Genomic DNA, 21598 nt, shown 5'->3' on the forward strand with positions numbered 1-21598 from the left:
TCAGGCGGCGGGGTCTCTGAAGCGGATCGGCAGGCGCACCGTCGGCACCGGCGCGGCGCCTTCGCGCGCGATCGCGGACACCATGCCGCGCGCGATCACCTGCGGATCGGCGAAGGCCTGCGCCACGGTGTTGATCGGCCCGGCGGGCACGCCGACCGCCTCGAGCGCGGCGAGCAGCGCGTCGCGTTCCCAGCTTGCGGTGGCGGCGGTGATGACGGCCGCCAGATCGTCGCGCGCGGCGATGCGCCCGGCGTTGCTGGCGAAGCGCGCGTCCTCGGCCAGGCCCACGACGCGGCGGAAGCGGGCGAATTGCTCGTCGTTGCCGACCGCGAGGATGAAGGGCCCGTCGCGCGTCGGGAACACCTGATAGGGCGCGACATTGGGGTGGACGTTGCCGAGCCGCCGCGGGCTGATGCCCGAGACGAGATAGTTCATCCCCTGATTGGCGAGCGTCGCCACCATCACGTCGAGCAATGCCATGTCGACCTGCTTGCCGAGGCCGGTCCGCTCCCGCTCGGCGAGCGCGGCCTGGATGCCGATCACCGCATACAGCCCGGTCATCACATCGGCATAGGCGACGCCGATCTTCTGCGGCTCCCCGGCCGGATCGCCGGTGAGGTCCATGATCCCGCTCATGCCCTGGATGATGAAATCGTAGCCGGCGCGCGCCGCATAGGGGCCGTCCTGCCCGAAGCCGGTGATCGAGCAATAGACGAGGCGCGGATTGCGGCGCGACAGGCTGGCATAGTCGAGCCCGAAGCGCGCGAGCCCGCCGACCTTGAAATTCTCGATCACGACATCGGCTTCGGCGACCAGCGCGAGCACCGCTTCGCGGCCTTCGGGCGTCGCGAAATCGGCGGTGAGGAAGCGTTTGCCGCGGTTGGTCGCATGGAAATAGGCGGCGTCGTGGCTGCCGTCGGCATTGTCGACCCAGGGCGGGCCCCAGGTGCGCGTATCGTCGCCCGCCGGCCCCTCGACCTTGACGACGTCGGCGCCGAGATCGGCGAGCGTCTGCCCGGCCCAGGGGCCGGCCAGCACGCGCGCCAACTCGACCACCTTCAATCCGGCAAGCGGCGCCTCGCTCAGCGGACGAACCCCGCCAGCCGTTCGGCGATGATCGCGTTCGCCTCGGCCATGATGCGGTCGATCAGCACCTGGCAGGTCGGGATGTCATGGATCAGGCCGAGGATCATGCCCGCCGTCCAGATGCCGTGATCGGGATCGCCGTTGTCGAGCCCCTCCTTGCCGCGCGCGCCCTTCACGAGATGCGCGATCTCCTCGAACGGCTTGCCCGCCGCCTCGTTGGCGACGACCTGCGCGGTGATCGCGTTCTTGGCGACGCGCGCAGTGTTCTTGTAAGTGCGGAAGATCAGCTCGGTCGATCGCTCGTCGGCATCGACCATCGCCTGCTTGATCGATGGGTGGATCGGCGCCTCGACCGTCGCGCAGAAGCGCGTGCCCATGTTGATGCCATCGGCCCCCAGCGCGAGCGCCGCGACCAGCCCGCGCCCGTCGCCGAAGCCGCCCGAGGCGAGCATCGGGATCTTCACCTTGTCGGCCGCCGCCGGGATCAGGATCAGGCCGGGGATGTCGTCCTCGCCCGGATGGCCCGCGCATTCGAAACCGTCGATCGAGATCGCATCGACGCCCATCCGCTCCGCCGACAGCGCATGGCGCACGGCGGTGCATTTGTGCAGCACCGTGATGCCGTGCGCCTTGAAGTGATCGACATGCTCCTGCGGCTTGTAGCCCGCCGTCTCGACGATCTTCACGCCCTCGTCGATGATCGCCTGGCGATATTCGGGGTAGGGCGGCGGGGTGATCGACGGCAGGATCGTGAGGTTCACGCCGAACGGCTTGTCCGTCAGCGTGCGGCATTTCGCGATCTCGGCGCGCAGCAGATCGGGCGTCGGCTGCGTCAGCGCGGTGATGATGCCGAGCCCGCCCGCGTTGGAGACGGCCGCCGCCATCTCCGCAGTGCCGACCCACATCATGCCGCCCTGCACGATGGGATGCTCGATGCCGAGCATTTCGGTGATTCTGGTCTTCATGTCGGTCCCCGTTCGAAAGCGTCAGCGGTGAAAGCGAATGGCGTCGGTCACGGCGGCGCGGGTGGTGCGCGCGGCGTTGGCGGGATGCGCCGGATCTTCGGTGCCGAAGGCGAGCCCGAACAGCAGCCGCATGTCGCCTGGCACGCCGAGCCGTTCGCGCACGATCGGCGCATACCAGCTAAGCGCCCCCTGCGCGCACGAGGCATAGCCGGCAGCGGTGAGCGCGAGCATCAGCGACTGGGCGTACATGCCGCAATCGGCCGCCTCGCGCATGCCGCACCAGTCGGGCAGGAAGATGAAGGCGGCGTGCGGCGCGTCGAAGAAAGCGAAGTTGCGCAGGAAGCTCGCCTCGCGCGCCACCTTGTCGTCGCGCGCCACGCCGGTGACGGAAAAGAGCGCGATCGCCGCGTCGATGCGGCGCGTGCGATATTCGCCGGGGTAATTGGCGGTCAGCGCGAAATCGGGATCCTCGGGTGCGCCGGTCGCGGCATGATCGTGCAGCGCGGTGCGCATGCCCTCCGCAGCATCGCCCGATACGACGTGGACGACCCAGGGCTGGACGTTGCAGTTCGACGGTGCCTGCTGGGCGGCCGCGAAGATGCGGTGCAGCGCTTCCTCAGGGATGGGATCGGGCAGAAAGCCGCGCACCGAACGGCGTTCGTGCAGCACCGCATCGAGCGTTTCGAATCTGTCGGGGACCGCCTGCATCACATTCTCCGCCTTGTTCGCGCTTCGCTTTGTTCGAGCCCGATGATCCATGCAAGCGCCTTGGAAGAATCTTCCCTTGCGTAGATAACGGCATTATCTATGTAGGATCGACGATGCAAGAGGCAGGCGGCAGCGACTCGCCGACCGAGGAGAGAACAGCGATGCAGTTCGACTTTTCCGACGACCAGAAGGAGCTGCGCGACGGCGTGCGCCGCCTGCTCGACCAGCGTTGCCCGATATCGGTCGTGCGCGCGGTGGCGGACGGCGAAGCCGGGCACAGCGCCGAGCTGTGGCGCGAGATCGGCGAGAGCGGCTTCCTCGCCGCCGCCGTGCCGGAGCAATATGGCGGTGTCGGTGCGGGCTATCTCGAACTGTGTCTCGTCGCGCAGGAACTCGGCCGCTCGCTCGCGCCGCTGCCGACCGTGTCCTCGGTCTATCAGGCGAGCGAGGCGCTGCTGATCGCAGGCAGCGACGCGCAGAAGGCCGCGTGGCTGCCGCGCCTGGCATCGGGGGCGGCGATCGGCACGGTCGCACTGGCCGAACGGCCGGGCGAGACGACACCCGGCGCGATCGCCGCGACGGTGCGCGGCGGCAAGCTGAGCGGGGTGAAGATCCCGGTCGCCGACGGCATCGCCGCCGATCTCGCGATCGTGCTGGCGAAGGACGAGGCAGGCGGCCAGTCGCTGTTCCTCGCCGATCTCGGCGCGGCGGGCGTCACGCGCGAGGGCGTCAAGACGATCGACCCGACGCGCAAGCACGCGCGGTTGAGCTTCGCCGATACGCCGGTCGAGCCGCTCGGCGCGGCCGGACAGGGCTGGGCGCTGCTCGACCGCGTGCGCGACCGCGCCGCCGTCCTCACCGCGTTCGAACAGATCGGCGGGGCGGAGGCCGCCTTGTTCATGGCGCGTGACTATGCGCTGCAACGCTTCGCCTTCGGGCGGCAGATCGGGTCGTTCCAGGCGATCAAGCACATGCTCGCCGATATGTACGTCGCGCTCGAGCTGGCGCGGTCGAATTGCTATTACGGCGCGTGGGCGCTGTCGGTGGACAGCGACACGCTGCCCGCAGCCGCCGCGTCCGCGCGGGTGGCGGCGACGCAGGCGTACCAACTCTGCTCCGCCAACACCATCCAGGTGCATGGCGGCATGGGCTTTACCTGGGAATTCGACTGCCATTTGCATTACCGGCGTTCGAATTATCTCGCGCTCGCGCTCGGCGGCGCGTCGCTTTGGGAAAGCCGGCTGATTGCCGCAATCCGGCCGCGGGCGGCCTGAGGGAGATGCGACCATGAATTTCGACGATACCCCGCAGGAAGCCGATTTCCGCGCCCGCGCCGCCGCCTGGATCGCCAACAACGCGCCGTTCGAGCTCGGGCCCGAGCTCGACGTCTCGGGCTTCGGCCACCTCCATCTCCACAGCGTCGACCGGATCGCGGCGGCGAAGGCGTGGCAGAAGAAGAAGTTCGATGCCGGCTGGGCGGCCTTGCGCTGGCCCAGGGAATACGGCGGCGCGGGGGCGAGCCCGATCGAACAGGTGATCTGGAGCGAGGAGGAGGGCGTGTTCGGCAAGCTCTCCGGTCCGTTCAACATCGGCTTCGGCATGTGCGGCCCGACGGTGATGGCCTGGGCGAGCGAGGAACAGAAACGCCACCTGCTGCCGCGCCTCGCCGCCGGCGAGGACATCTGGTGCCAGTTGTTCTCCGAACCCGTCGCGGGCTCGGACCTTGCCGGCATCCGCACGAAAGCGGTGCAGGACGGCGACCCCGGCTCGGAGGCCGGGGCAGGCGACTGGATCATCAACGGCCAGAAGATCTGGACGAGCGGCGCGCGCGATGCCGACTGGGGCCTGCTCATCACCCGCACCGACCCCACCGTGCTCAAGCATCGCGGGCTGACGATGTTCTTCCTCGACATGAAATCGCCCGGCGTCGAGATCCGCCCGATCTGGCAGATGAACGAGGAATCGGTCTTCAACGAGGTCTATTTCACCGACGTCCGCATCCCCGATGCGCAGCGGCTCGGCGAGGTGGGGCAGGGGTGGACCGTCGCGCTGACCACGCTGATGAACGAGCGCATGTCGATCGGCGGATCGATGCCGACCGGCTTTCCGCAACTGCTCGATCTCTGCACGCAGATCGAAACCGAAAACGGCCCCGCGATCGACGATCCGCGCGTGCGCTCGCAACTCGCCAGGTTCGCGGTGCGGGCGAGCGGGCTGCAATATTCGGCCTTCCGCTCGATCTCGGCGCTGTCGCGCGGGGAACAGCCGGGGCCGGAGAATTCGATCGGCAAGCTCGTCGCCGGGGCGATGATGCAGGATATCGCCCGCTTCGCGCTCGATCTCGAAGGCGAGGCGGGGCTGCTGCAGGACAAGGAGCTGGCGCCCGATCGCGCGCGCTTCCAGGAGATGCTGCTGCGCTCGCCCGCGACGCGGATCGAGGGCGGCTCCGACGAGGTGTTGCGCAACATCATCGCCGAGCGCGTGCTTGGCCTGCCCGCCGACATCCGTGCCGACAAGGACGTGCCGTTCGACCAGATCCCCACCGCCGCGAGCGCCAAGCGCTAACGAAGCTCCTCCCCGAGAAAGTCAGTCCATGCCCATTCCCAAACTCTTCGAAGGCCGTCTCTCGATCCCGGCGATCGCGTCGCCCCTGTTCATCATCTCGCAGCCCGAACTCGTCATCGCCGAGTGCAAGGCGGGCGTCGTCGGCTCGTTCCCGTCGCTCAACGCGCGGCCCTCGGGCACGTTCGAGGAGTGGCTCAAGCGGCTGCGGCGCGAATTGACCGATCAGGACGCGCCGTTCGCGGTCAACCTGATCGTCCACAAGACCAATCCGCGCCTCGAGGAAGATCTCGCGCTGTGCGTGAAATATCAGGTGCCGATGGTCATCACCTCGCTCGGCGCGCAAACCGCGCTCAACGAGGCGATCCACAGCTATGGCGGGCTGGTGTTCCACGACGTGATCGACAACGCCTTCGCGCACAAGGCGATCGAGAAGGGCGCAGACGGCCTCGTCGCGGTGGCGGCGGGCGCGGGCGGCCACGCCGGCACGCTCTCGCCCTTCGCGCTGGTGCAGGAAATCCGCAGCTGGTTCGACGGGCCGCTCGCCTTGTCGGGTTCGATCACCTCCGGCGATGCGATCGCGGCGGCGCGCGCGCTGGGGGCGGACTTCGCCTATATCGGTTCGGCCTTCATCGCCACGGAGGAGGCCAATGCGGAGCCCGCCTACAAGCAGATGATCGTCGACAGCGGTGCCGACGACATCGTCTATTCGAATCTCTTCACTGGCGTACACGGCAACTATCTGAAGCCGAGCATCGTCGCCGCCGGGCTCGACCCCGCGAACCTCGAAATCTCCGATCCGTCGAAGATGGATTTCGCCGCGATCAGCGAGGGCAAGAAGGCGTGGCGCGACATCTGGGGGTGCGGCCAGGGCATCGGCACGATCGACAAGGTGGTGCCCGCCGCCGAACTGATCGCGCGGCTGGCGCGCGAATATCGCGCGGCGCTGGCGCGGCTGGCGGCCTGAGCTACCGGCGCGGCAGCATCGTCGGGCCGCCCTTCTCGATCGCGCGGACATAGGCGGGGCGGGCGGTCAGCCGGTCGTTATAGGCGATCAGGACCGGCCGCTCGCCGAGCAGGCCGAGCGCGATCGCGGTCTCGATGACGTACTGGATCTGCACGTCCGCGCCGGTCAGCGCGTTACCGACGAGGAAGTCGCGCCGTTCCAGCGCCGTCTCCAGCGACGACATCGCCAGATCGATGCTCTCGTCGGCATAGGCGCGGGCGTGTTTGGGCAGGCCGTCGCGCCCGCCCAGCATCCGCATGATGATGCCGAGCATCGCCGAGCTTTCGCCGAAATGCAGCCATTCGAGGTAGGCCGGCCAGTCCGCATCGCCCGCCGCCGGGCCGAACCGGCCCTTGCCGTAAGTGGCTACCAGATATTCGATGATCGCCCCCGATTCGGCGATGACACGTTCTCCGTCCTCGATCGTCGGTCCCTTGCCGAGCGGATGGACCTTCCGCATCTCGTGCGGCGCACGCATCTTCGCGTCGCGGTGCCATGTCACCATCTCGTACGGCTCGCCCATCTCCTCCAGCAGCCAGAGGATGCGCGTCGAGCGCGAATAGGTGAGGTGGTGGACGGTGATCATCGTTGCTCTCCTGCCGGGTTTCGGATCGGACGGCGCGCGGTGGGGCCAAGCGCGCTGCGGATGATCCGGCGCACCATGTCGCGGCGGATCGTTTCGAACGGCGGCGCGTCGGGGCCGAGCTTGCCCGCCATCTGCAGCGACACGACGCCGTGCAGCCCCGCCCAGAAGACGTGGGCGAGCAGCACCGGATCCGCATCGACCGCGCCCTGCGCGACCATCTGTTCGACATAGCCGATCATGTTGCTGCGGCCGCGCGCATTGGCGGCATCGAGTTCGGGATATTGACCACGTCCGGGCTGTGCGAATTCGAAGATCAGCCGGTAAGCCTCGGGATGCGCGAAGGCGAAATCGACATAGGCGTTGCCGACCTCGCGCGAGCGCGACCAGATGTCGCCCGGCCGTGCCATCGCCGCCTCAAGTTGGTCCGACAGGCGATCGTAGGCGGCGGTGCGCGCGGCGGCGAGGATCGCGTCCTTGTTGTCGAAATAGCGGTAGAGCGCCGTCGCGCTCCAGCCGAGTTCGCGCGCGATGCCGTGCATCGACAGCCGTTCGAGCCCGAGTTCGACCGCCTGCCGCTCCGCCACGGCGACGATCCGGGCGCGGCCTTCGGCGATCTGGGCATCGGTGAGCAGGACGGGCATTGCACGACGATAGATAACGGCGTTATCTGACGGAAGCACTAATCGAACGAGAGGGTGGCAGCGTGCCGGAATACCGCAATTTCCTGGTCGAACGGCGCGATTCGGTGGAGATCGTCACGCTCAACCGGCCCGACGTGCTGAACGCCGTATCCCCGGAGTTCGCGACCGAGCTGGTCGACTATTTCACCCGGCTGCACGACCGGCTCGACGTGCGCGTCGTCGTGTTGCGCGCGGCGGGGCGCGGCTTTTGCGCGGGCCTCGACATCAAGGCGTGGCCGCTGCCCGAGGGCGAGAAGATGGTCGTCCACATGGGCCGCACGCAGAAGATGATGGGCGATATCATGCGCCGGATGCGCACCTGCCCGCAGCCGATCATCGCGCTGGGCCACGGGGCTGCCTGCGGGGCCGGCTTTTCGATGATGCTGGCGGCCGACGTGCGCTTCGGCGCGCCGAGCCTCAGGATGAACGCGGCCTATATCAAGATCGGGCTGGGCGGCTGCGACATCGGATCGAGCTATTTCCTGCCGCGCCTCGTCGGGGTGTCGATCGCCTCCGAGCTGATCCTGACCGGCCGCTTCATCCATGCCGACCGCGCCTTGCGCGTCGGGCTGCTGAGCGACGTGGTCGCGGAGGAGGCACTGCTCGACACCGGCCTGTCGCTCGCCGCCGAGATGGTGGCGAACGCGCCGCTGGGCTTGCGGATGTCGAAGGAGGCGCTCAATTTCAACGTCGATGCGCAGAGCCTCGATGCGGCGATGGCGCTGGAGGATCGCCAGCAGATCCTGTTGACCGCGACGCAGGATCATGTCGAGGCGATGCAGGCCTTCGTCGAGAAGCGCCCGCCCGTCTACCAGGGCCGATAGGAGCGACCATATGTCCGACCGCGTTACCATCGCCCTTGCGAACGGCGTCGCCGACGTGCGCTTCAATCGCGCCGACAAGCTCAACGCGCTCGACCAGGCGCAGTTCGAGGGGATTGTCGCCGCGATCGATACGCTCGGCACGATGAAGGGCGTGCGCTGCGTCGTTCTGTCCGGCGAGGGCAGGGGCTTTTGCGCGGGCGTCGATCTCGACGGCCTCGCGAGCAACCCCGCCTTGCGCGATCTGATGCCGCGCACGCACGGCGAGGCGAACCTGTTCCAGCAGATCGCTTGGGGCTGGCGCACGTTGCCGGTGCCGGTGATCGCCGCCGTCCACGGCTTCGCCTTCGGCGCGGGGTTCCAGATGATGCTCGGCGCCGATATCCGCATCGCCGCGCCCGATGCCCAGCTTTCGATGATGGAGGCACGCTGGGGCCTCGCGCCCGACGTCGCCGGCATTGCGCTGATGCGCGGGCTGGTGCGCGACGATATCGCGCGCGAGATCACCTACACCGCGCGCAAGATGAGCGGCACGGAGGCGCAGGCGCTCGGCATCGTCACGCATGTCGATGCCGACCCGCGCGCGCGCGCGATGAAACTCGCCGCCGAGATCGCCGCCAACAGCCCGCAGGCGATCCGCGCCGGCAAGCGCCTGCTCAACATGACGGCGGAGGCGAGCGCGGCGGACATCCTGCTCGCCGAATCGGAAGAACAGCAGATCCTGCTCGATTCGGCCGGCCATCACGAGACGGTCGCCGCCGCGCGCGAGAAGCGTGCGCCGGTGTTCGAGGACTGAGCGACAACGCTAACCAGGATCACCATGTGCCCGGTTGCGCTCCACGCGCGACCACGGCAAAGACCCCTCCAAACCCCACATCCCAAACCCCCATCCCAAACCATCGGACCCGGAGCGACACCATGAGCGAAGCAGGCACGTACACCGTCGAGGACGGCATCGGCATTATCACGATCGACAGCCCGCCGGTGAACGCGCTCGGCTACAACACGCGCGTCGCGCTGGACGAGGGCTTCCGCAAGTTCACCGCCGACGACAGCGTGAAGGCGATCGTGCTGATCTGCGCGGGCCGTACCTTCTTCGCGGGTGCCGACATCTCCGAATTCGGCAAGCCGCCGCGCGGCCCCGGCCTGCACGACGTGTTCGACATCATCGAGAACGGTTCGAAGCCGGTGGTCGCGGCGATCCACGGCACCGCGCTCGGCGGCGGTTACGAACTGGCGCTGATCTGCAACTACCGGATCGCGGTGCCCTCGGCCAAGGTCGGCCTGCCCGAGGTCAATCTCGGCCTGCTGCCGGGTGCTGGCGGCACGCAGCGCCTGCCGCGCATCGTCGGCATCGACAAGGCGCTCGACATCATGACGACCGGCGCGCCGGTGCCTGCCAAGAAGGCGCTGGAGCTCGGCATGATCGATGCGCTCGCCGAAGAGGGCAAGCTGAAGGAGGACGCGGTCGCCTTCGCCCGCACGATCGTCGATCAGCCGCCGGTGCGCGTGCGCGACCGCCAGGACAAGGTCGCGCCGTCGCGCGGCAAGCCCGAGATCTACGCCGACTTCCTGAAGAAGAACGCGCGCGCCTTCCGCGGTTTCAAGGCGCCGTTCAATATCGTCAAGGCGATCGAGGCTGCGGCCGAGATCGAGGATTTCGACAAGGGGATGGAACGCGAGCGCGAGCTGTTCCAGGAACTCGTGACCAGCACCGAATCCGCCGCGCAGCGTTACTATTTCTTCGCCGAGCGTGAGACGTCGAAGGTGCCGGACGTGCCCTCCTCGACGCCGACGATCCCGGTCAAGACGGTCGGCGTGATCGGCGCCGGCACGATGGGTGGCGGCATCACCATGAACTTCCTCAACATCGGCGTCCCCGTGACGTTGGTCGAGATGAAGCAGGAAGCGCTCGATCGCGGCGTCGCCGTCATCCGCAAGAATTACGAGAACACCGCTGCCAAGGGCCGGATGACGGCCGAGCAGGTCGAGCAGCGCATGGCGCTCATCACGCCCGCGCTCTCCATCGACGCGCTGGCCGAGGTCGATCTGGTGATCGAGGCGGTGTTCGAGGAGATGAGCGTCAAGAAGGATATCTTCGGCAAGCTCGACGCGGTCTGCAAGCAGGGCGCGATCCTGGCGTCGAACACCTCGTTCCTCGATCTCGACGAGATCGCCGCCGCGACCAAGCGGCCCGACTGGGTGGTCGGCCTGCACTTCTTCTCGCCCGCCAACGTCATGCGCCTGCTCGAAGTGGTGCGCGGCGAAAAGACCTCGAACGAGGTGATCGCGACGGCGATGAAGCTCGCCAAGCAGATCGGTAAGGTGCCGGTGCTGAGCCGCGTGTGCAACGGCTTCATCGCCAACCGCATCATGTCGCAGCGCGGCCGCCAGGCCGATGCGCTGATCCTCGAGGGCCCGACCCCGCAGGAAGTCGACAAGGCGATCTACGACTACGGCTTCGCGATGGGGCCGTTCCAGATGATCGATCTCGTCGGCCTCGACGTGATCGGCCGCGACGAGACCGAGCGCACCGTGCGCGGCGATCTCGTCAAGCAGGACCGGCTCGGCCAGAAGAAGAACGGCGGCTATTACGATTACGACGAGAAGCGCACCGCCACGCCCTCGCCGGTCGCGGCGGAGCTGATCGCCGATTTCGCCAAGTTCAAGGGCATCGCTTCGACCGGCTCGATCCCGGCCGAGGACGTCGTCGCGCGGCTGCTTTATCCGGTCGTCAACGAAGGCGCGAAGGTGCTGGAGGAGAATATCGCGATCCGCGCGTCGGACGTCGATGTCGCCGCGATCCTCGGCTACAACTGGCCGGTCTACACCGGCGGGCCGATGTTCTGGGCGGACACCGTGGGCCTCGCCAAGGTTGTCGCTGGCCTTGAGAAGATGGGGATCGAGCCGTCGAAGCTGCTCAAGACGCTGGCCGCCGAGGGCAAGACCTTCACGCAGGGCTGATCCGCGCCCATATCCGTTGCGTTTCGGTGTTCAGCGCGGCTGAACACCGAAACCGCGAAAGGACAACGGATATGGCGGTGCCTCTCAAGATCGATTTCGTCTCGGACGTGGTGTGCCCGTGGTGCGTGATCGGGCTGCGTGGGCTGGAGATCGCGCTGGAGGAGGTCGGCGATCTCGTCGCGGCGGACATCGCCTTCCATCCGTTCGAACTCAACCCCGACATGCCGCCCGAGGGCGAGAACACCGCCGAGCATATCGCGCGGAAATACGGCGCGAACCCGGAACAGTCCGCGCGCAACCGCGACGCGCTGCGCGAGCGCGCGACGGCGGTCGGCTTCACGATGAACCGTGGTGGAGACGGGCGCATCTACAACAGTTTCGATGCGCACCGGCTGCTGCACTGGGCGGGGCTCGAAGGGCGTCAGGCCGCGCTGAAACACGCGCTTTTCACCGCCTATTTCACGGACGGCAGGAACATCGCCGATCACGACGTGCTGGTCGCGGCGGCGGAGGCGGCCGGTCTCGATGCGGAGGCGGCACGCGGCGTGCTGACGCGCGGCGATTATGCCGAGGACGTTCGCGGCGAGGAGCGCACCTGGCGGCAGGAGGGCATCACCGCCGTGCCGACGATCGTCATCAACGATCGCTACGTCATCAGCGGCGGGCACGAACCGGCGGCGTTCGAACGCGCGCTACGCAGCATCGCGAGCGATCTCGCGCCCGCGTAACGCGCGCCGCGATCAGGCGATAGCGATCGTCTTGTAGCGCAGGAACTCGTCGATCCCGGCGCGGCCGCCTTCCTTGCCGTAGCCCGATACGCCGAGGCCGCCGAACGGCGTGTGCGGATTGATCTGCACCGCGCCGTTGACGTAGACGCCGCCCGCCTTCAGCCGCTCGGCGAGCCGGTGGACGCGCTTGACGTCGTTCGACTGGATATAGGCGGCCAGCCCGTATTGCGTCGCGTTGGCGAGGCGCACCGCCTCATCCTCGTCGGCGAATTTCTGGACGATCAGCACGGGGCCGAAAACCTCGATCTGCGCGATCTCGCTGTCGGGGTCGACATCGGTGATGATCGTCGGCTCGATGAAATTCTTGCCCGCGAGCGCGCCGCCGCAGCGCTGGCCGCCCATGACGATCTTGCCGGAGCCTTCCGAGCGCACGCGGTCGAGCATGCCCATGATGCGGTCCGCGGCGGCGGCGTTGATCACCGGGCCAACCGCGACGCCCTCCTCGAACGGGTCGCCGACTTTGTACGCCGACGCGATCGCCTTCAGCTTCTCGACCACCTCGTCGTGAATCGACTCATGGACGATCAGCCGCGTCGGCAACGCGCAGCCCTGGCCCGCCATGATGCCGATCGACCATTGGACGGCGCGGGCGCAGGCGGCATCGACGTCGCAATCGGGGAAGAGCAGGCTCGCCGATTTGCCGCCCAGTTCGAGCACGGCGGGCTTCATCTGCTCCGCGCAGGCGACGAGGATACGTCGCGCCGCAATCGGCCCGCCGGTGAAGCTGATCATCTCGACCTTGGGATGCGCGACGAGAGCCTCGCCGGCCGAGACGTCGCCGGGCATGATCGACAGCACGCCGTCGGGCACGCCGGCCTGGCGCGCCAATGTCATGAAATAGTCGGAGGCGAAGGGCGTCAGCTCGGCGGGTTTGACGACGATGCAGTTGCCTGCGGCAAGCGCGGGCGCGACCTTCATGCCGATCGAGATGATCGGCCCGTTCCAGGTGATGATGATGCCGACGACGCCGTAGGGCTCAGGCGTGGTATAGGCGAACTCCCCGCGCGTATCGAAGGTCGAGAGCAATTCGCCGCCGAGCTTGTCGGGCCAGCCTGCATAATAAGCGAACCATTCGGCGGCGAGCATCGCCATGCCGGTGCCCGCAGGCAGCGTCGTGCCGCCGTCGATCGCGGCGAGGCGCGCGAATTCGCCGGCGTTCTCGCGGATCAGCACGGCAAGTTTGTTCAGGATCTCGCGGCGTACCTCGGGACGGGTGCGACGCCATTCCCCGGCGACGGCCGCGGCCTTTTCGACGGCGCGGTCGATCTCGGCCTTGCCGGCGAGCGGGATCGTCGCCTGCACTTCGCCCGAGACGGGATTATAGTGGTCGTAGGTGCCGCCGCTGCCGCTATCGAGGTCTTCGTTGCCGATGCGGATCAGGGCTGAAGGGGCTGCATAGTCCATGCGATACTCTCCAATTGGCTCTTGGAACGGCCGGTCGCGACAGGGAATGATGGCAAGCGGCAAGCAAGTCAACCGCCATTTACAATATCATATCGCCGCTGCGATCGCCGTCGCGCGCTTGCGCAGCAGCCACGCCGTCACGAACGCGGCAAGCCCGCCGAACAGCAATCCGCTATGGATGAACAGCAGTGAATAGCGCACCGCTTCCTGCCCGAATGCTGGCTTCAGCGCATCGTTGACGGCGCCGACGGCGAGCGGACCCAGGCCGATTCCCATCAGCGTCATGCAGAAGCCGACCACAGCGATCACCATCGCGCGCATCCGGGGCGGGGCGAGGCCGATCGCCACCGCATAGACGGGTGGCAGCCAGCCGGTCATCAGCAGATGGCCGATGAACAGGCCGGCGAGCGAATGGCTCGTGCTTGGGGCGAGTGCGAACCACGCGCCGAACGGGATCGAGACCAGAGCGAAACAGCCCGAGACGATCATGTAGGTCGACAGGTTGCCCTTCGCGACGGTGTCCGAAAGCCGCCCGGCAAAGATGTTGCCGACGAACAGGCCCGAAGCGATGACCAACCCCATCCACTTGCCGACTTCGAGCGTGTTCATGCCGTGTACGCGCATGAAGAAGGCGGGCGTCCAGGCTAGCAGCGAATAGCCGGTGAAGGCGTTGCAGATCGCCACGACGAGCAGCAGCAGCATTGCCGGCGTCCCGAAGATGAAGCGCGCCACCTCCGCGGCCGACGGCGTATCGCCGACGGCCTGCGGCGTGCCGTCCGCCATACCGCGCGGCGGTTCGGTGACGGTGAGGATGACGACGATCGCCAGCAGCAGCCCCGGCAGGCCGACGACGATGAACGCCGTGCGCCAGTCGAAGGCGTGGTTGAGCCACCCGCCGAAGAACAGCCCGAATGCGATGCCGATCGATTGCGCCGCCAGCAGGATGCCGATCACCGTGCCGCGCTGCGAGACCGGATAGAGATCGGCGATGATCGATTGCGAGGCGGGATAGGCACCCGCCTCGCCACCCGCCACGCCCATGCGCGCGATGATCAACTGTACATAGGAGGTGACGATGCCGCAGGCGGCCGTCGCGACGCTCCACACCGCCAGGCAGATCGCGATCAGCGTGCGGCGGTTGCCGCGGTCGGCAATGCGCGCGAGCGGAAAGCCGGCGGTGACGTAGAAAGCCGCGAAGGCGACGCCCGACAGCAGGCCCATCGCCGTATCGGTGACTTTCAGGTCTTCCTTGATCGGCTCGAGCAGGATCGCCAGAATCTGACGGTCGATGAAATTGAAGATCCCGACAAGGCAGAGGATGAAGAGGACGTAGTGGCGTCGCCGCGGTGTCCAAAAGGCGTGCGCGCGCGACGTATCGCTCTCGTTGCTCTCCACAATTCTCTCCCGGTCGTTGTTGCCGCCAAGCAACCACGCCGCGTCACGATGGGCAAGGCCAAGTTGAGCGCACGGCCATATTCGAACGCTCTGAGCGGTACGCATCCGGCAATAGAGACGCTGCTGCGCGGGGCCGATGCGGTATCCGCGAGGGCGAGCCGGTGCTCGTGCAGTCGCGGCAGTTCGGTGCCCTGTGGCTGTCTCTCGGCACGAAGACTCTTTCACACGGTTCGGCGCCAGTGCTTTCGGTAGCTGAATTGATCGACGGAAATCTTGAGCGTCGTTGCCGCCGGCTGCCACGTTGCTCTAACAAGATCGCTTCCCGCTTTGGCGTGGCACAGATCCAGGTCGAGGCACTGCTCGTGCGCATCGATACGGACATCGAAGTGAAAGGCGAATAATGGCAGGCAGGCATTTCGACGAATGGCGGGTTGGCGACCGGCTCGAGCATGAGATCCGTCGCACCGTCACCGAAACCGACAATCTGCTCTTCTCGGTGATGACGCACAATCCGCAGCCGCTGCACCTCGATATCGAGGCGGCGAAGGCGAGCGAGTTCGGCCAGATCCTCGTCAACGGCACCTTCACCTTCGCGCTGATGATCGGACTTACGATCAGCGACACGACGCTTGGCACGCTGATCGCGAACCTGGGTTACGACAAGCTGGTGATGCCGAAGCCCGTGTTTCTCGGCGACACAATGCGCGCGACCAGCGAGGTAAGCGATCTGCGCGCAAGCAACTCCCGACCGGGTGCAGGCGTCGTCACCTTCGCGCACACCCTGCTCAACCAGCGCGACGAGATCGTGTGCAGGTGTCTGCGCATGGCGATGGTCAAGAAGCGGCCGGAGGCGTGACATGACCGATGCCGCTCTGTTCCAACGCCGCCACTCTGTCGAAAAGGACGGCGCGCAGTCCGTTCTCTGGCGGTCTGTCCTACGAGGCGCGTAGGCCGCTGCCGTTTGCGGAGCGTATCACTGCGTTGCGCAAGCCTGAGGTAGGCGACCGAGGCGATCGCCGCCTGAACGGGCGCGACGAGTCCAACGCGCGGCGCGTCAGAACTCGACTTCGAGCTCCTCCATCTCGTCGGGCTCTTTCTCCGCCGCGGCGATCCATTCCTGCACCGGCGCCCAGGCCATGATCGTGTCGCGGTACGCGGCGGCGGCGGTCGGCAGCGCGACATTGTACGTCACGAATCGCGTCGCGACCGGCGCGTACATCGCATCGGCGACGGTCGGTTTCGTCCCGAACAGGAAAGGCCCGCCGTAGCGCGCGAGGCAATCCTGCCAGATCTCTACGATACGTTCGATATCGGGGCGCGCGCCGGAGAAGATCTTGAAGCTCTCGTGGCGGACGCGCAGGTTCATCGGCAGGGCGGAACGGAGGTTGTAGAAGCCCGAATGCACCTCGCCCGCGATTGCGCGGCAATGCGCGCGCTGGACGAGATCGACGGGGTACATGCCGGCTTCGGGATATTTCTCATTGAGATAGCCCGCGATCGCCAGCGTATCCCAGACGCTGACGGCATCGTCGGTGAGGCGCGGTACACGCACCGAGGGTGATAGCAGCAGCAGCTCCGCGCGCGTACTCGCGTCCACGGGCACCATCTCTTCAGCGAAATCGATGCCGGCCAGGCGGCACAACAGCCATCCGCGCAGCGACCAGGACGAATAGTTCTTGCTGGAAAGCGTCAAAATCGCGGTCATGCATCCCTCCGCGGGAACCATGCGCGCAAACATTCTATGGTGCAATGCGGCATTGCGTGTTTAAGAGATATCGATTGGTTCGAAGAGGGGCGTGGGGTTGGCGAATCTGTACGGCGCATATCAGGCATGGTCTGACATGATGGCGCCCGCGCGGTACGGCGCGCAGGTGATGCTGGACAACCGCTGGGCCTGGGAGGCGGGGCCGCTCGGCAGCCGTTTCGCGGCGCTGGCGCACGTGCTCGCCGAGACCAAGCTGACTCACAAGGAGCCCCCGTTCGGCATCGCCCAGGTCCAGTCGGGCAACCGGTTGCTCGACGTGCGCGAGGAGGTCGTCTTCTCGCTGCCGTTCGGCAACCTGCTGCACTTTGCCAAGGACGATAGCGAACCCAAGCCCAAGGTGCTGGTGGTGGTGCCGCTGTCGGGGCATTTCGCCACGCTGCTGCGCAACACCGTGGAGACGCTGCTGCGCGACCACGACGTCTACATCACCGACTGGGTCAACGCGCGCGACGTGCCGGTGTCGGCGGGCAGTTTCGGCTTCGATGACTATGTCGCCTATGTTATCCGCTTCCTGGAGGAGATGGGACCGGGCGCGAACATCGTCGCCGTGTGCCAGCCGTGCGTCCATGCGCTCGCCGCGGTGGCGGTGATGGCGGCGGACGATCATCCGTGCCAGCCGCGCTCGATGACGCTGATGGGCGGGCCCGTCGACACCCGCATCTCGCCGACCGTCGTCAACGATCTGGCGATGACCAAGCCGATCGAGTGGTTCCGCGACAACCTCATCTCCACCGTGCCGCTGCGCTACAAGGGGCGCGGACGGAAAGTGTATCCCGGCTTCATGCAGCTCACCGCCTTCATGTCGATGAACATGGGCCGCCACATGGCGCAGCACATCGCGCTGTATCAGAGCTATGCCGACGGCGAGGACGACAAGGCGCAGGGCATCCGCGACTTCTACGACGAATATTTCGCGGTGCTCGACCTGACGGCCGAATTCTATCTGGAGACGGTCGACCGTGTGTTCCAGCGCACTTTGCTGGCCAAGGGCGAGCTGACGTACAAGGGCGCGCCGGTGCAGCCGGACAAGATCCGCAAGACCGCGCTGCTGACCGTCGAGGGCGAGCGCGACGACATCTGCGCGGTCGGCCAGACGGCGGCGGCGCACGATCTCTGCTCGTCGCTGCGCCCGCATCTGAAGCGCCATCATCTGCAGCCGGGCGTCGGCCACTACGGCGTGTTCAGCGGCAGCAAATGGGAACGCCAGATCTATCCGCAGATCCGCAGCCTGATCCTCGCGGTCCAGTAGCCAAGACTTAACATAAGAAATATTATCGGACTTGACGGTCGCTGCGGTCGGTGGCGTCAAGTCGCGGTGATCGGCAGCACTTCAGAGCGGCCCGCATCCGGCGCGTCCTCTTTCCAGCGTACAGAACCGAACGGCCGCTCGAGCATCCGCCGCACGCGCAGCGGGCCTTCGCCGCGGTGGTAGCTTTCTGCGACCTGCTGAATTTCGATTTCACCCGCGGTGTGGCGGCTGCGCAGGCGGAGGTAGTCGAGCCAGGTCGGGCAATGGAAGCGTTCGGTCCACAAGGTCGGATCGGCGATGTCGCGCGCGATCGACCAGTCGTAGGCGCCGTTGCGGTGGCGCGTGAGCTGCACCTTCTGCATCACGCCGTAGAAAGCGCGCGCTTCCTCCATCGACACGCAATATTCGACCTCGACCACGATCGGCCCGCTGCGCGCGGTGAGCGCCAGCGCGCTTTCGGGCGCGCCGAGATCGATCGCCTCCTTGTCGTCGTCGACCTCCGCCGGCATCCGCAGCCAGCGCGCGAGCAAAGGCGTCAGCGCCATCATCGCCGCCGAGGCGAGCAGCGCGGTCGAGACGCCGTACCCTTGCGCGACATGGCCCCACAGCCAGCTGCCGATCGCGATGCCGCCGGCGATCGCCGCCTGGAACGCCGCCAGCGTCCGCCCCGCCACCCAGCGCGGCGCGGAAAGCTGAATGCCGATGTTGAAGATCGTGACGCTGACCATCCAGGCGGCGCCCGCCGCGACCAGCACCAGCGCGGTGAGCGCGAGCCACGGGCTCAGCGCCTCGGTGGTGATCGCGATCGCCATCACCACCGCGCACAGGCTTACCGCCTGCTCGCTGCTCAACCGGTTGCGGACGGTGTTGATGTTGAGCGCGCCGGCGACCGCGCCGATCCCGAAGGCGCCGAGGATGAGGCCGTAGGTTTCGGCGCTGCCGCCCAGCAGATCGCGCGCAACGAGCGGCATCAGCGCCGACACCGACCCCCCCGCCACGCCCGTCGCCGCCGTCCGCCACAGGACGACGCGGATCGAGGGCGAATGGATGACGTAGCGGAAGCCGGAGGTGATCGCGCGATCGAGCCGTTCGGGCGGCAGCCGCGCGGGCACGGCGACGCGCCGCCACAGGATCAGCACGATGAGCAGCGGGACGTAGAGCACGGCGTTGGCGCAGAAGGCCGCCACCGCGCCCGCCGCCGCGACGATGATGCCGCCGATCGCGGGGCCGAAGCTGCGCGCGATATTGTAGCTGATCGAATTGAGCGCGACCGCCTGCGGCAGCGTGTGCGGCGGCACCTGTTCACTGACCGACGACTGCCAGGCGGGGCCGAACAGCGCCATGCCGGTGCCGATCAGGAAGCAGAAGCCGAGCAGCGACCAGGGCGACGCGAGGTTCGCCGCCGTCACCAGCGTCAGCGCGGTCGCGCCCGCGAGCGAGACCGAGAGCGCGAAGATGCCGACCTTGCGGCGATCGTACATATCGGCGATCGCGCCGGCCGGGATCGATACCAGCATGATCGGCAGCATCAGCGCGGTCTGCACCAGCGCGACCATCGACACGTCGGTGGTAAGCTGCGTCATCGACCAGGCCGCGCCGACCGCCTGGATCATCAGGCCGAGGTTGGAGAGCAGGCTCGCGCTCCAGATGCGGCGGAACAGCGGCGTGCGCAACGGCTCGCCGATGCCGCCGGGGCGCGGTGCGGGCGCGGCCTGTGTACCCTGGTCCGGTTGGGCCATGTTGGTCCTTTCGATCCTCTTCACGGCCTCAATGACGCATTATCGCCGCGGATTCGACAGCCCATCGCAAAGAAAATCTACCAGCCCGGCCGCAATCTGCTCCACCGTCTGCGGCCCGTCCTGCCGGTGCCAGTGCGAGGGCCAGTTGAGCGCGCCCGCGATCGCGAACGCCGCCAGCCGCGTATCGGCGGCCCGCGCCGACCCGTCGGCCACCGCCGCATCGATCATCGCGCGCAGCGCGGCGTCGATCTCCGACTTCAACGCGCGGAAGCGCGCGCGCATCGGCACGGAGAGCGTATCGTCGCCGATCCGCACCACGCCGCGCCCGAAATCGTCCATCATGATCGCGGCATAGCGCAGCAGGAAGGCACGCAGCCGGTCGAGCCCGGTGCCCGGCTGCGCCGCCGCATCCGCGGCGGCGGCGTGAAGCTGCTCCACGCCGATCCGCACGCATTCGAACGCGACCTGATCCTTGTTGCCGAGATAATGATATATGACGGGCTTGGTCACGCCGAGGCTCGCCGCGACCTCCTCGAGCGAGGTTGCGTGAAAGCCGCGTTCGTTGAACAGATGCACCGCCGCGCGCAGCAGCGCGATGCGCTTTTCCGACCGTTCGGCCTCGCGATCCGTGTCCGATTTGAAAGGGGAAGCCCGGCTGTTGGGAGAGGCGGCTGGCATGGTGCAACCTTGACACGGATGGCCGCCGGGTGGCAACTACCCGCCGGTATAATATATTCCGAGGCGTAGATTCATGGTGCTTTCCGACGTCCAATCCGCCATCCGGGATGCGGTTCGCGACTTTGCGCAGGAGCAGATCCGGCCCAACAGCGCGGCCTATGAACAGGCCGGCGGCTATCCGCCCGCGCTGTTCACCGAACTCGCCGGACTGGGACTGATGGGCATGACCGCGCCCGAGGCGGTGGGCGGTGCCGAGGCGGACTATGTATCCTATGCGCTCGCGCTGATCGAGGTGGCGGCGGCCGACGGTGCCCTGTCGACGATCGTGTCGATCCAGAACAGCATCATGGTGTCGGGCATCCTGCGCTATGGCAGCGAGGCGCAGAAGGCGCGTTTCCTGCCCGAATTGACGAGCGGGCGGATGATCGGTGCCTTCGCGCTGACCGAGAGCGACGCGGGATCGGACGCATCGGCGATCCGCACCCGCGCGACGCGCGTCGAGGGCGGGTGGAAGCTCAACGGATCCAAGCAGTTCATCACATCGGGCAAGATCGCCGGCGTGACGATGGTGATCGCCGTCACCGATCCGGCGGCCGGCAAGAAGGGCATTTCCGCCTTCCTGGTCCCCACAAACCTGCCGGGCTATTCGGTCGACAAGGTCGAGCACAAGCTGGGCCAGAACGCCTCCGACACGTGCGCGCTGCGGTTCGAGGACGTGTTCCTCGACGAGTCGCTGCTGTTCGGGCCCGAGGGCGACGGCTACCGCATCGCGCTGTCGAATCTCGAAGCGGGACGGATCGGCATCGCCGCGCAGTGCGTCGGCATGGCACAGGCCGCGCTGGAGATCGCCGTCGCCTATGCCAAGGACCGCGTGTCGATGGGCAAGGCGATTATGGAGCATCAGGCGGTGGGCTTCCGCCTTGCCGATCTCGCCGCGAAGCTGGAGGCGGCGCGACAGCTCGTCCTGCACGCGGCCGCCACCAAGGACGCGGCCCTTCCCGCGCTGACCGCCGCATCAATGGCCAAGCTGGTCGCATCCGAAACCGCCGAGGCGGTGTGTTCGGGGGCCCTTCAAACTTTGGGTGGCTATGGCTATCTGGAGGAATATTGCGTTGCAAAAATCTATCGTGACGTGCGCGTCTGCCAGATTTACGAGGGCACGTCGGACATCCAGCGGATGGTCATCGCCCGCTCTCTATAAG

At 67.0% G+C, this 21598-nt stretch carries 21 protein-coding genes; 11 read left to right on the top strand and 10 right to left on the bottom strand.

Annotation, left to right across the window (positions count from 1 at the left end; all coding sequences use genetic code 11):
• Genes Q5H94_RS07175 through Q5H94_RS07185 form a run of 3 tightly spaced genes read right to left on the bottom strand, consistent with a single transcriptional unit; the run spans position 1 to position 2759 of the window.
• Positions 1 to 1086, bottom strand: a complete 1086-nt coding sequence (locus Q5H94_RS07175; protein ID WP_304560798.1) for a CaiB/BaiF CoA transferase family protein — start codon at positions 1084 to 1086, stop codon at positions 1 to 3.
• The gene (locus tag Q5H94_RS07180) at positions 1083 to 2051 is read right to left on the bottom strand and encodes an NAD(P)H-dependent flavin oxidoreductase (RefSeq protein WP_304560571.1); all 969 of its coding nucleotides are present in this window, start codon (positions 2049 to 2051) and stop codon (positions 1083 to 1085) included. The genes Q5H94_RS07175 and Q5H94_RS07180 overlap by 4 nt, the downstream gene beginning before the upstream one ends.
• A 21-nt stretch (positions 2052 to 2072) precedes the next feature.
• Positions 2073 to 2759, bottom strand: a complete 687-nt coding sequence (locus Q5H94_RS07185; protein ID WP_304560572.1) for a nitroreductase — start codon at positions 2757 to 2759, stop codon at positions 2073 to 2075.
• Between the two features lie 113 nt (positions 2760 to 2872).
• Here Q5H94_RS07185 and Q5H94_RS07190 point away from each other — a divergent pair, with 113 nt between their 5' ends.
• The 3 genes from Q5H94_RS07190 to Q5H94_RS07200 are packed head-to-tail and all read left to right on the top strand — an operon-like array spanning position 2873 to position 6288.
• Positions 2873 to 4033 (top strand): acyl-CoA dehydrogenase family protein, encoded by a 1161-nt coding sequence (locus Q5H94_RS07190; protein ID WP_304560573.1) that lies wholly within the window; start codon positions 2873 to 2875, stop codon positions 4031 to 4033.
• Between the two features lie 13 nt (positions 4034 to 4046).
• Complete coding sequence (locus Q5H94_RS07195) at positions 4047 to 5324, top strand: acyl-CoA dehydrogenase family protein (protein WP_304560574.1); 1278 nt, start codon at positions 4047 to 4049, stop codon at positions 5322 to 5324.
• Between the two features lie 28 nt (positions 5325 to 5352).
• Positions 5353 to 6288: an NAD(P)H-dependent flavin oxidoreductase gene (locus Q5H94_RS07200; protein WP_304560575.1), complete on the top strand. Its 936-nt coding sequence runs from the start codon at positions 5353 to 5355 to the stop codon at positions 6286 to 6288.
• A gap of 1 nt (position 6289) precedes the next feature.
• On the opposite strand, the gene Q5H94_RS07205 is transcribed toward Q5H94_RS07200, so the two are convergent.
• Both Q5H94_RS07205 and Q5H94_RS07210 read right to left on the bottom strand, forming a co-directional pair.
• Complete coding sequence (locus Q5H94_RS07205) at positions 6290 to 6913, bottom strand: glutathione S-transferase family protein (RefSeq protein WP_304560576.1); 624 nt, start codon at positions 6911 to 6913, stop codon at positions 6290 to 6292.
• Positions 6910 to 7554 carry a TetR/AcrR family transcriptional regulator gene (locus Q5H94_RS07210; protein WP_304560577.1) on the bottom strand — a complete coding sequence of 215 codons (645 nt, stop codon included), beginning with the start codon at positions 7552 to 7554 and terminating at the stop codon, positions 6910 to 6912. The genes Q5H94_RS07205 and Q5H94_RS07210 overlap by 4 nt, the downstream gene beginning before the upstream one ends.
• Positions 7555 to 7616: 62 nt before the next feature.
• On the opposite strand from Q5H94_RS07210, the gene Q5H94_RS07215 reads away from it, so the two are divergent.
• From Q5H94_RS07215 to Q5H94_RS07230, 4 genes are all read left to right on the top strand, one after another.
• Entirely contained in the window at positions 7617 to 8417 is an 801-nt protein-coding gene (locus tag Q5H94_RS07215; RefSeq protein ID WP_304560578.1) for an enoyl-CoA hydratase/isomerase family protein, read from the top strand.
• Positions 8418 to 8427: 10 nt separating this feature from the next.
• Positions 8428 to 9210 (top strand): crotonase/enoyl-CoA hydratase family protein, encoded by a 783-nt coding sequence (locus tag Q5H94_RS07220; protein ID WP_304560579.1) that lies wholly within the window; start codon positions 8428 to 8430, stop codon positions 9208 to 9210.
• Positions 9211 to 9332: 122 nt separating this feature from the next.
• Positions 9333 to 11378, top strand: a complete 2046-nt coding sequence (locus Q5H94_RS07225) for a 3-hydroxyacyl-CoA dehydrogenase NAD-binding domain-containing protein (RefSeq protein WP_304560580.1) — start codon at positions 9333 to 9335, stop codon at positions 11376 to 11378.
• 71 nt (positions 11379 to 11449) lie between these two features.
• Positions 11450 to 12106 (top strand): DsbA family oxidoreductase, encoded by a 657-nt coding sequence (locus Q5H94_RS07230; protein ID WP_304560581.1) that lies wholly within the window; start codon positions 11450 to 11452, stop codon positions 12104 to 12106.
• Positions 12107 to 12118: 12 nt separating this feature from the next.
• Here the strand turns inward: Q5H94_RS07230 and Q5H94_RS07235 are convergent, their stop codons facing one another.
• Together Q5H94_RS07235 and Q5H94_RS07240 are read right to left on the bottom strand one after the other, a co-directional pair.
• Positions 12119 to 13570: an aldehyde dehydrogenase family protein gene (locus Q5H94_RS07235; RefSeq protein WP_304560582.1), complete on the bottom strand. Its 1452-nt coding sequence runs from the start codon at positions 13568 to 13570 to the stop codon at positions 12119 to 12121.
• A gap of 87 nt (positions 13571 to 13657) precedes the next feature.
• Positions 13658 to 14965: a spinster family MFS transporter gene (locus Q5H94_RS07240; protein ID WP_304560583.1), complete on the bottom strand. Its 1308-nt coding sequence runs from the start codon at positions 14963 to 14965 to the stop codon at positions 13658 to 13660.
• 161 nt (positions 14966 to 15126) lie between these two features.
• On the opposite strand from Q5H94_RS07240, the gene Q5H94_RS07245 reads away from it, so the two are divergent.
• Positions 15127 to 15366, top strand: coding sequence for a hypothetical protein (locus Q5H94_RS07245; RefSeq protein WP_304560584.1), 240 nt, complete (start codon positions 15127 to 15129; stop codon positions 15364 to 15366).
• The gene (locus Q5H94_RS07250) at positions 15366 to 15821 is read left to right on the top strand and encodes a MaoC family dehydratase (protein ID WP_304560585.1); all 456 of its coding nucleotides are present in this window, start codon (positions 15366 to 15368) and stop codon (positions 15819 to 15821) included. Before Q5H94_RS07245 ends, Q5H94_RS07250 begins: the two co-directional genes overlap by 1 nt.
• 198 nt (positions 15822 to 16019) lie before the next feature.
• Here the strand turns inward: Q5H94_RS07250 and Q5H94_RS07255 are convergent, their stop codons facing one another.
• Entirely contained in the window at positions 16020 to 16670 is a 651-nt protein-coding gene (locus Q5H94_RS07255; protein ID WP_304560586.1) for a glutathione S-transferase family protein, read from the bottom strand.
• A gap of 97 nt (positions 16671 to 16767) precedes the next feature.
• Here Q5H94_RS07255 and Q5H94_RS07260 point away from each other — a divergent pair, with 97 nt between their 5' ends.
• Positions 16768 to 17979 carry a polyhydroxyalkanoate depolymerase gene (locus tag Q5H94_RS07260; protein WP_304560587.1) on the top strand — a complete coding sequence of 404 codons (1212 nt, stop codon included), beginning with the start codon at positions 16768 to 16770 and terminating at the stop codon, positions 17977 to 17979.
• A gap of 56 nt (positions 17980 to 18035) precedes the next feature.
• Here Q5H94_RS07260 and Q5H94_RS07265 read toward each other — a convergent pair whose 3' ends face one another.
• The gene (locus tag Q5H94_RS07265; RefSeq protein ID WP_304560588.1) at positions 18036 to 19718 is read right to left on the bottom strand and encodes an MFS transporter; all 1683 of its coding nucleotides are present in this window, start codon (positions 19716 to 19718) and stop codon (positions 18036 to 18038) included.
• Positions 19719 to 19757: 39 nt separating this feature from the next.
• On the bottom strand, positions 19758 to 20396 hold the full coding sequence (locus Q5H94_RS07270) for a TetR/AcrR family transcriptional regulator (RefSeq protein WP_304560589.1): 639 nt from the start codon (positions 20394 to 20396) through the stop codon (positions 19758 to 19760).
• Positions 20397 to 20469: 73 nt separating this feature from the next.
• On the opposite strand from Q5H94_RS07270, the gene Q5H94_RS07275 reads away from it, so the two are divergent.
• The gene (locus Q5H94_RS07275; RefSeq protein ID WP_304560590.1) at positions 20470 to 21597 is read left to right on the top strand and encodes an acyl-CoA dehydrogenase family protein; all 1128 of its coding nucleotides are present in this window, start codon (positions 20470 to 20472) and stop codon (positions 21595 to 21597) included.
• Position 21598: the final 1 nt, after the last annotated feature.

Source organism: Sphingomonas immobilis (assembly GCF_030580995.1).
GTDB classification, from domain to species: Bacteria; Pseudomonadota; Alphaproteobacteria; order Sphingomonadales; family Sphingomonadaceae; genus Sphingomonas; species Sphingomonas immobilis.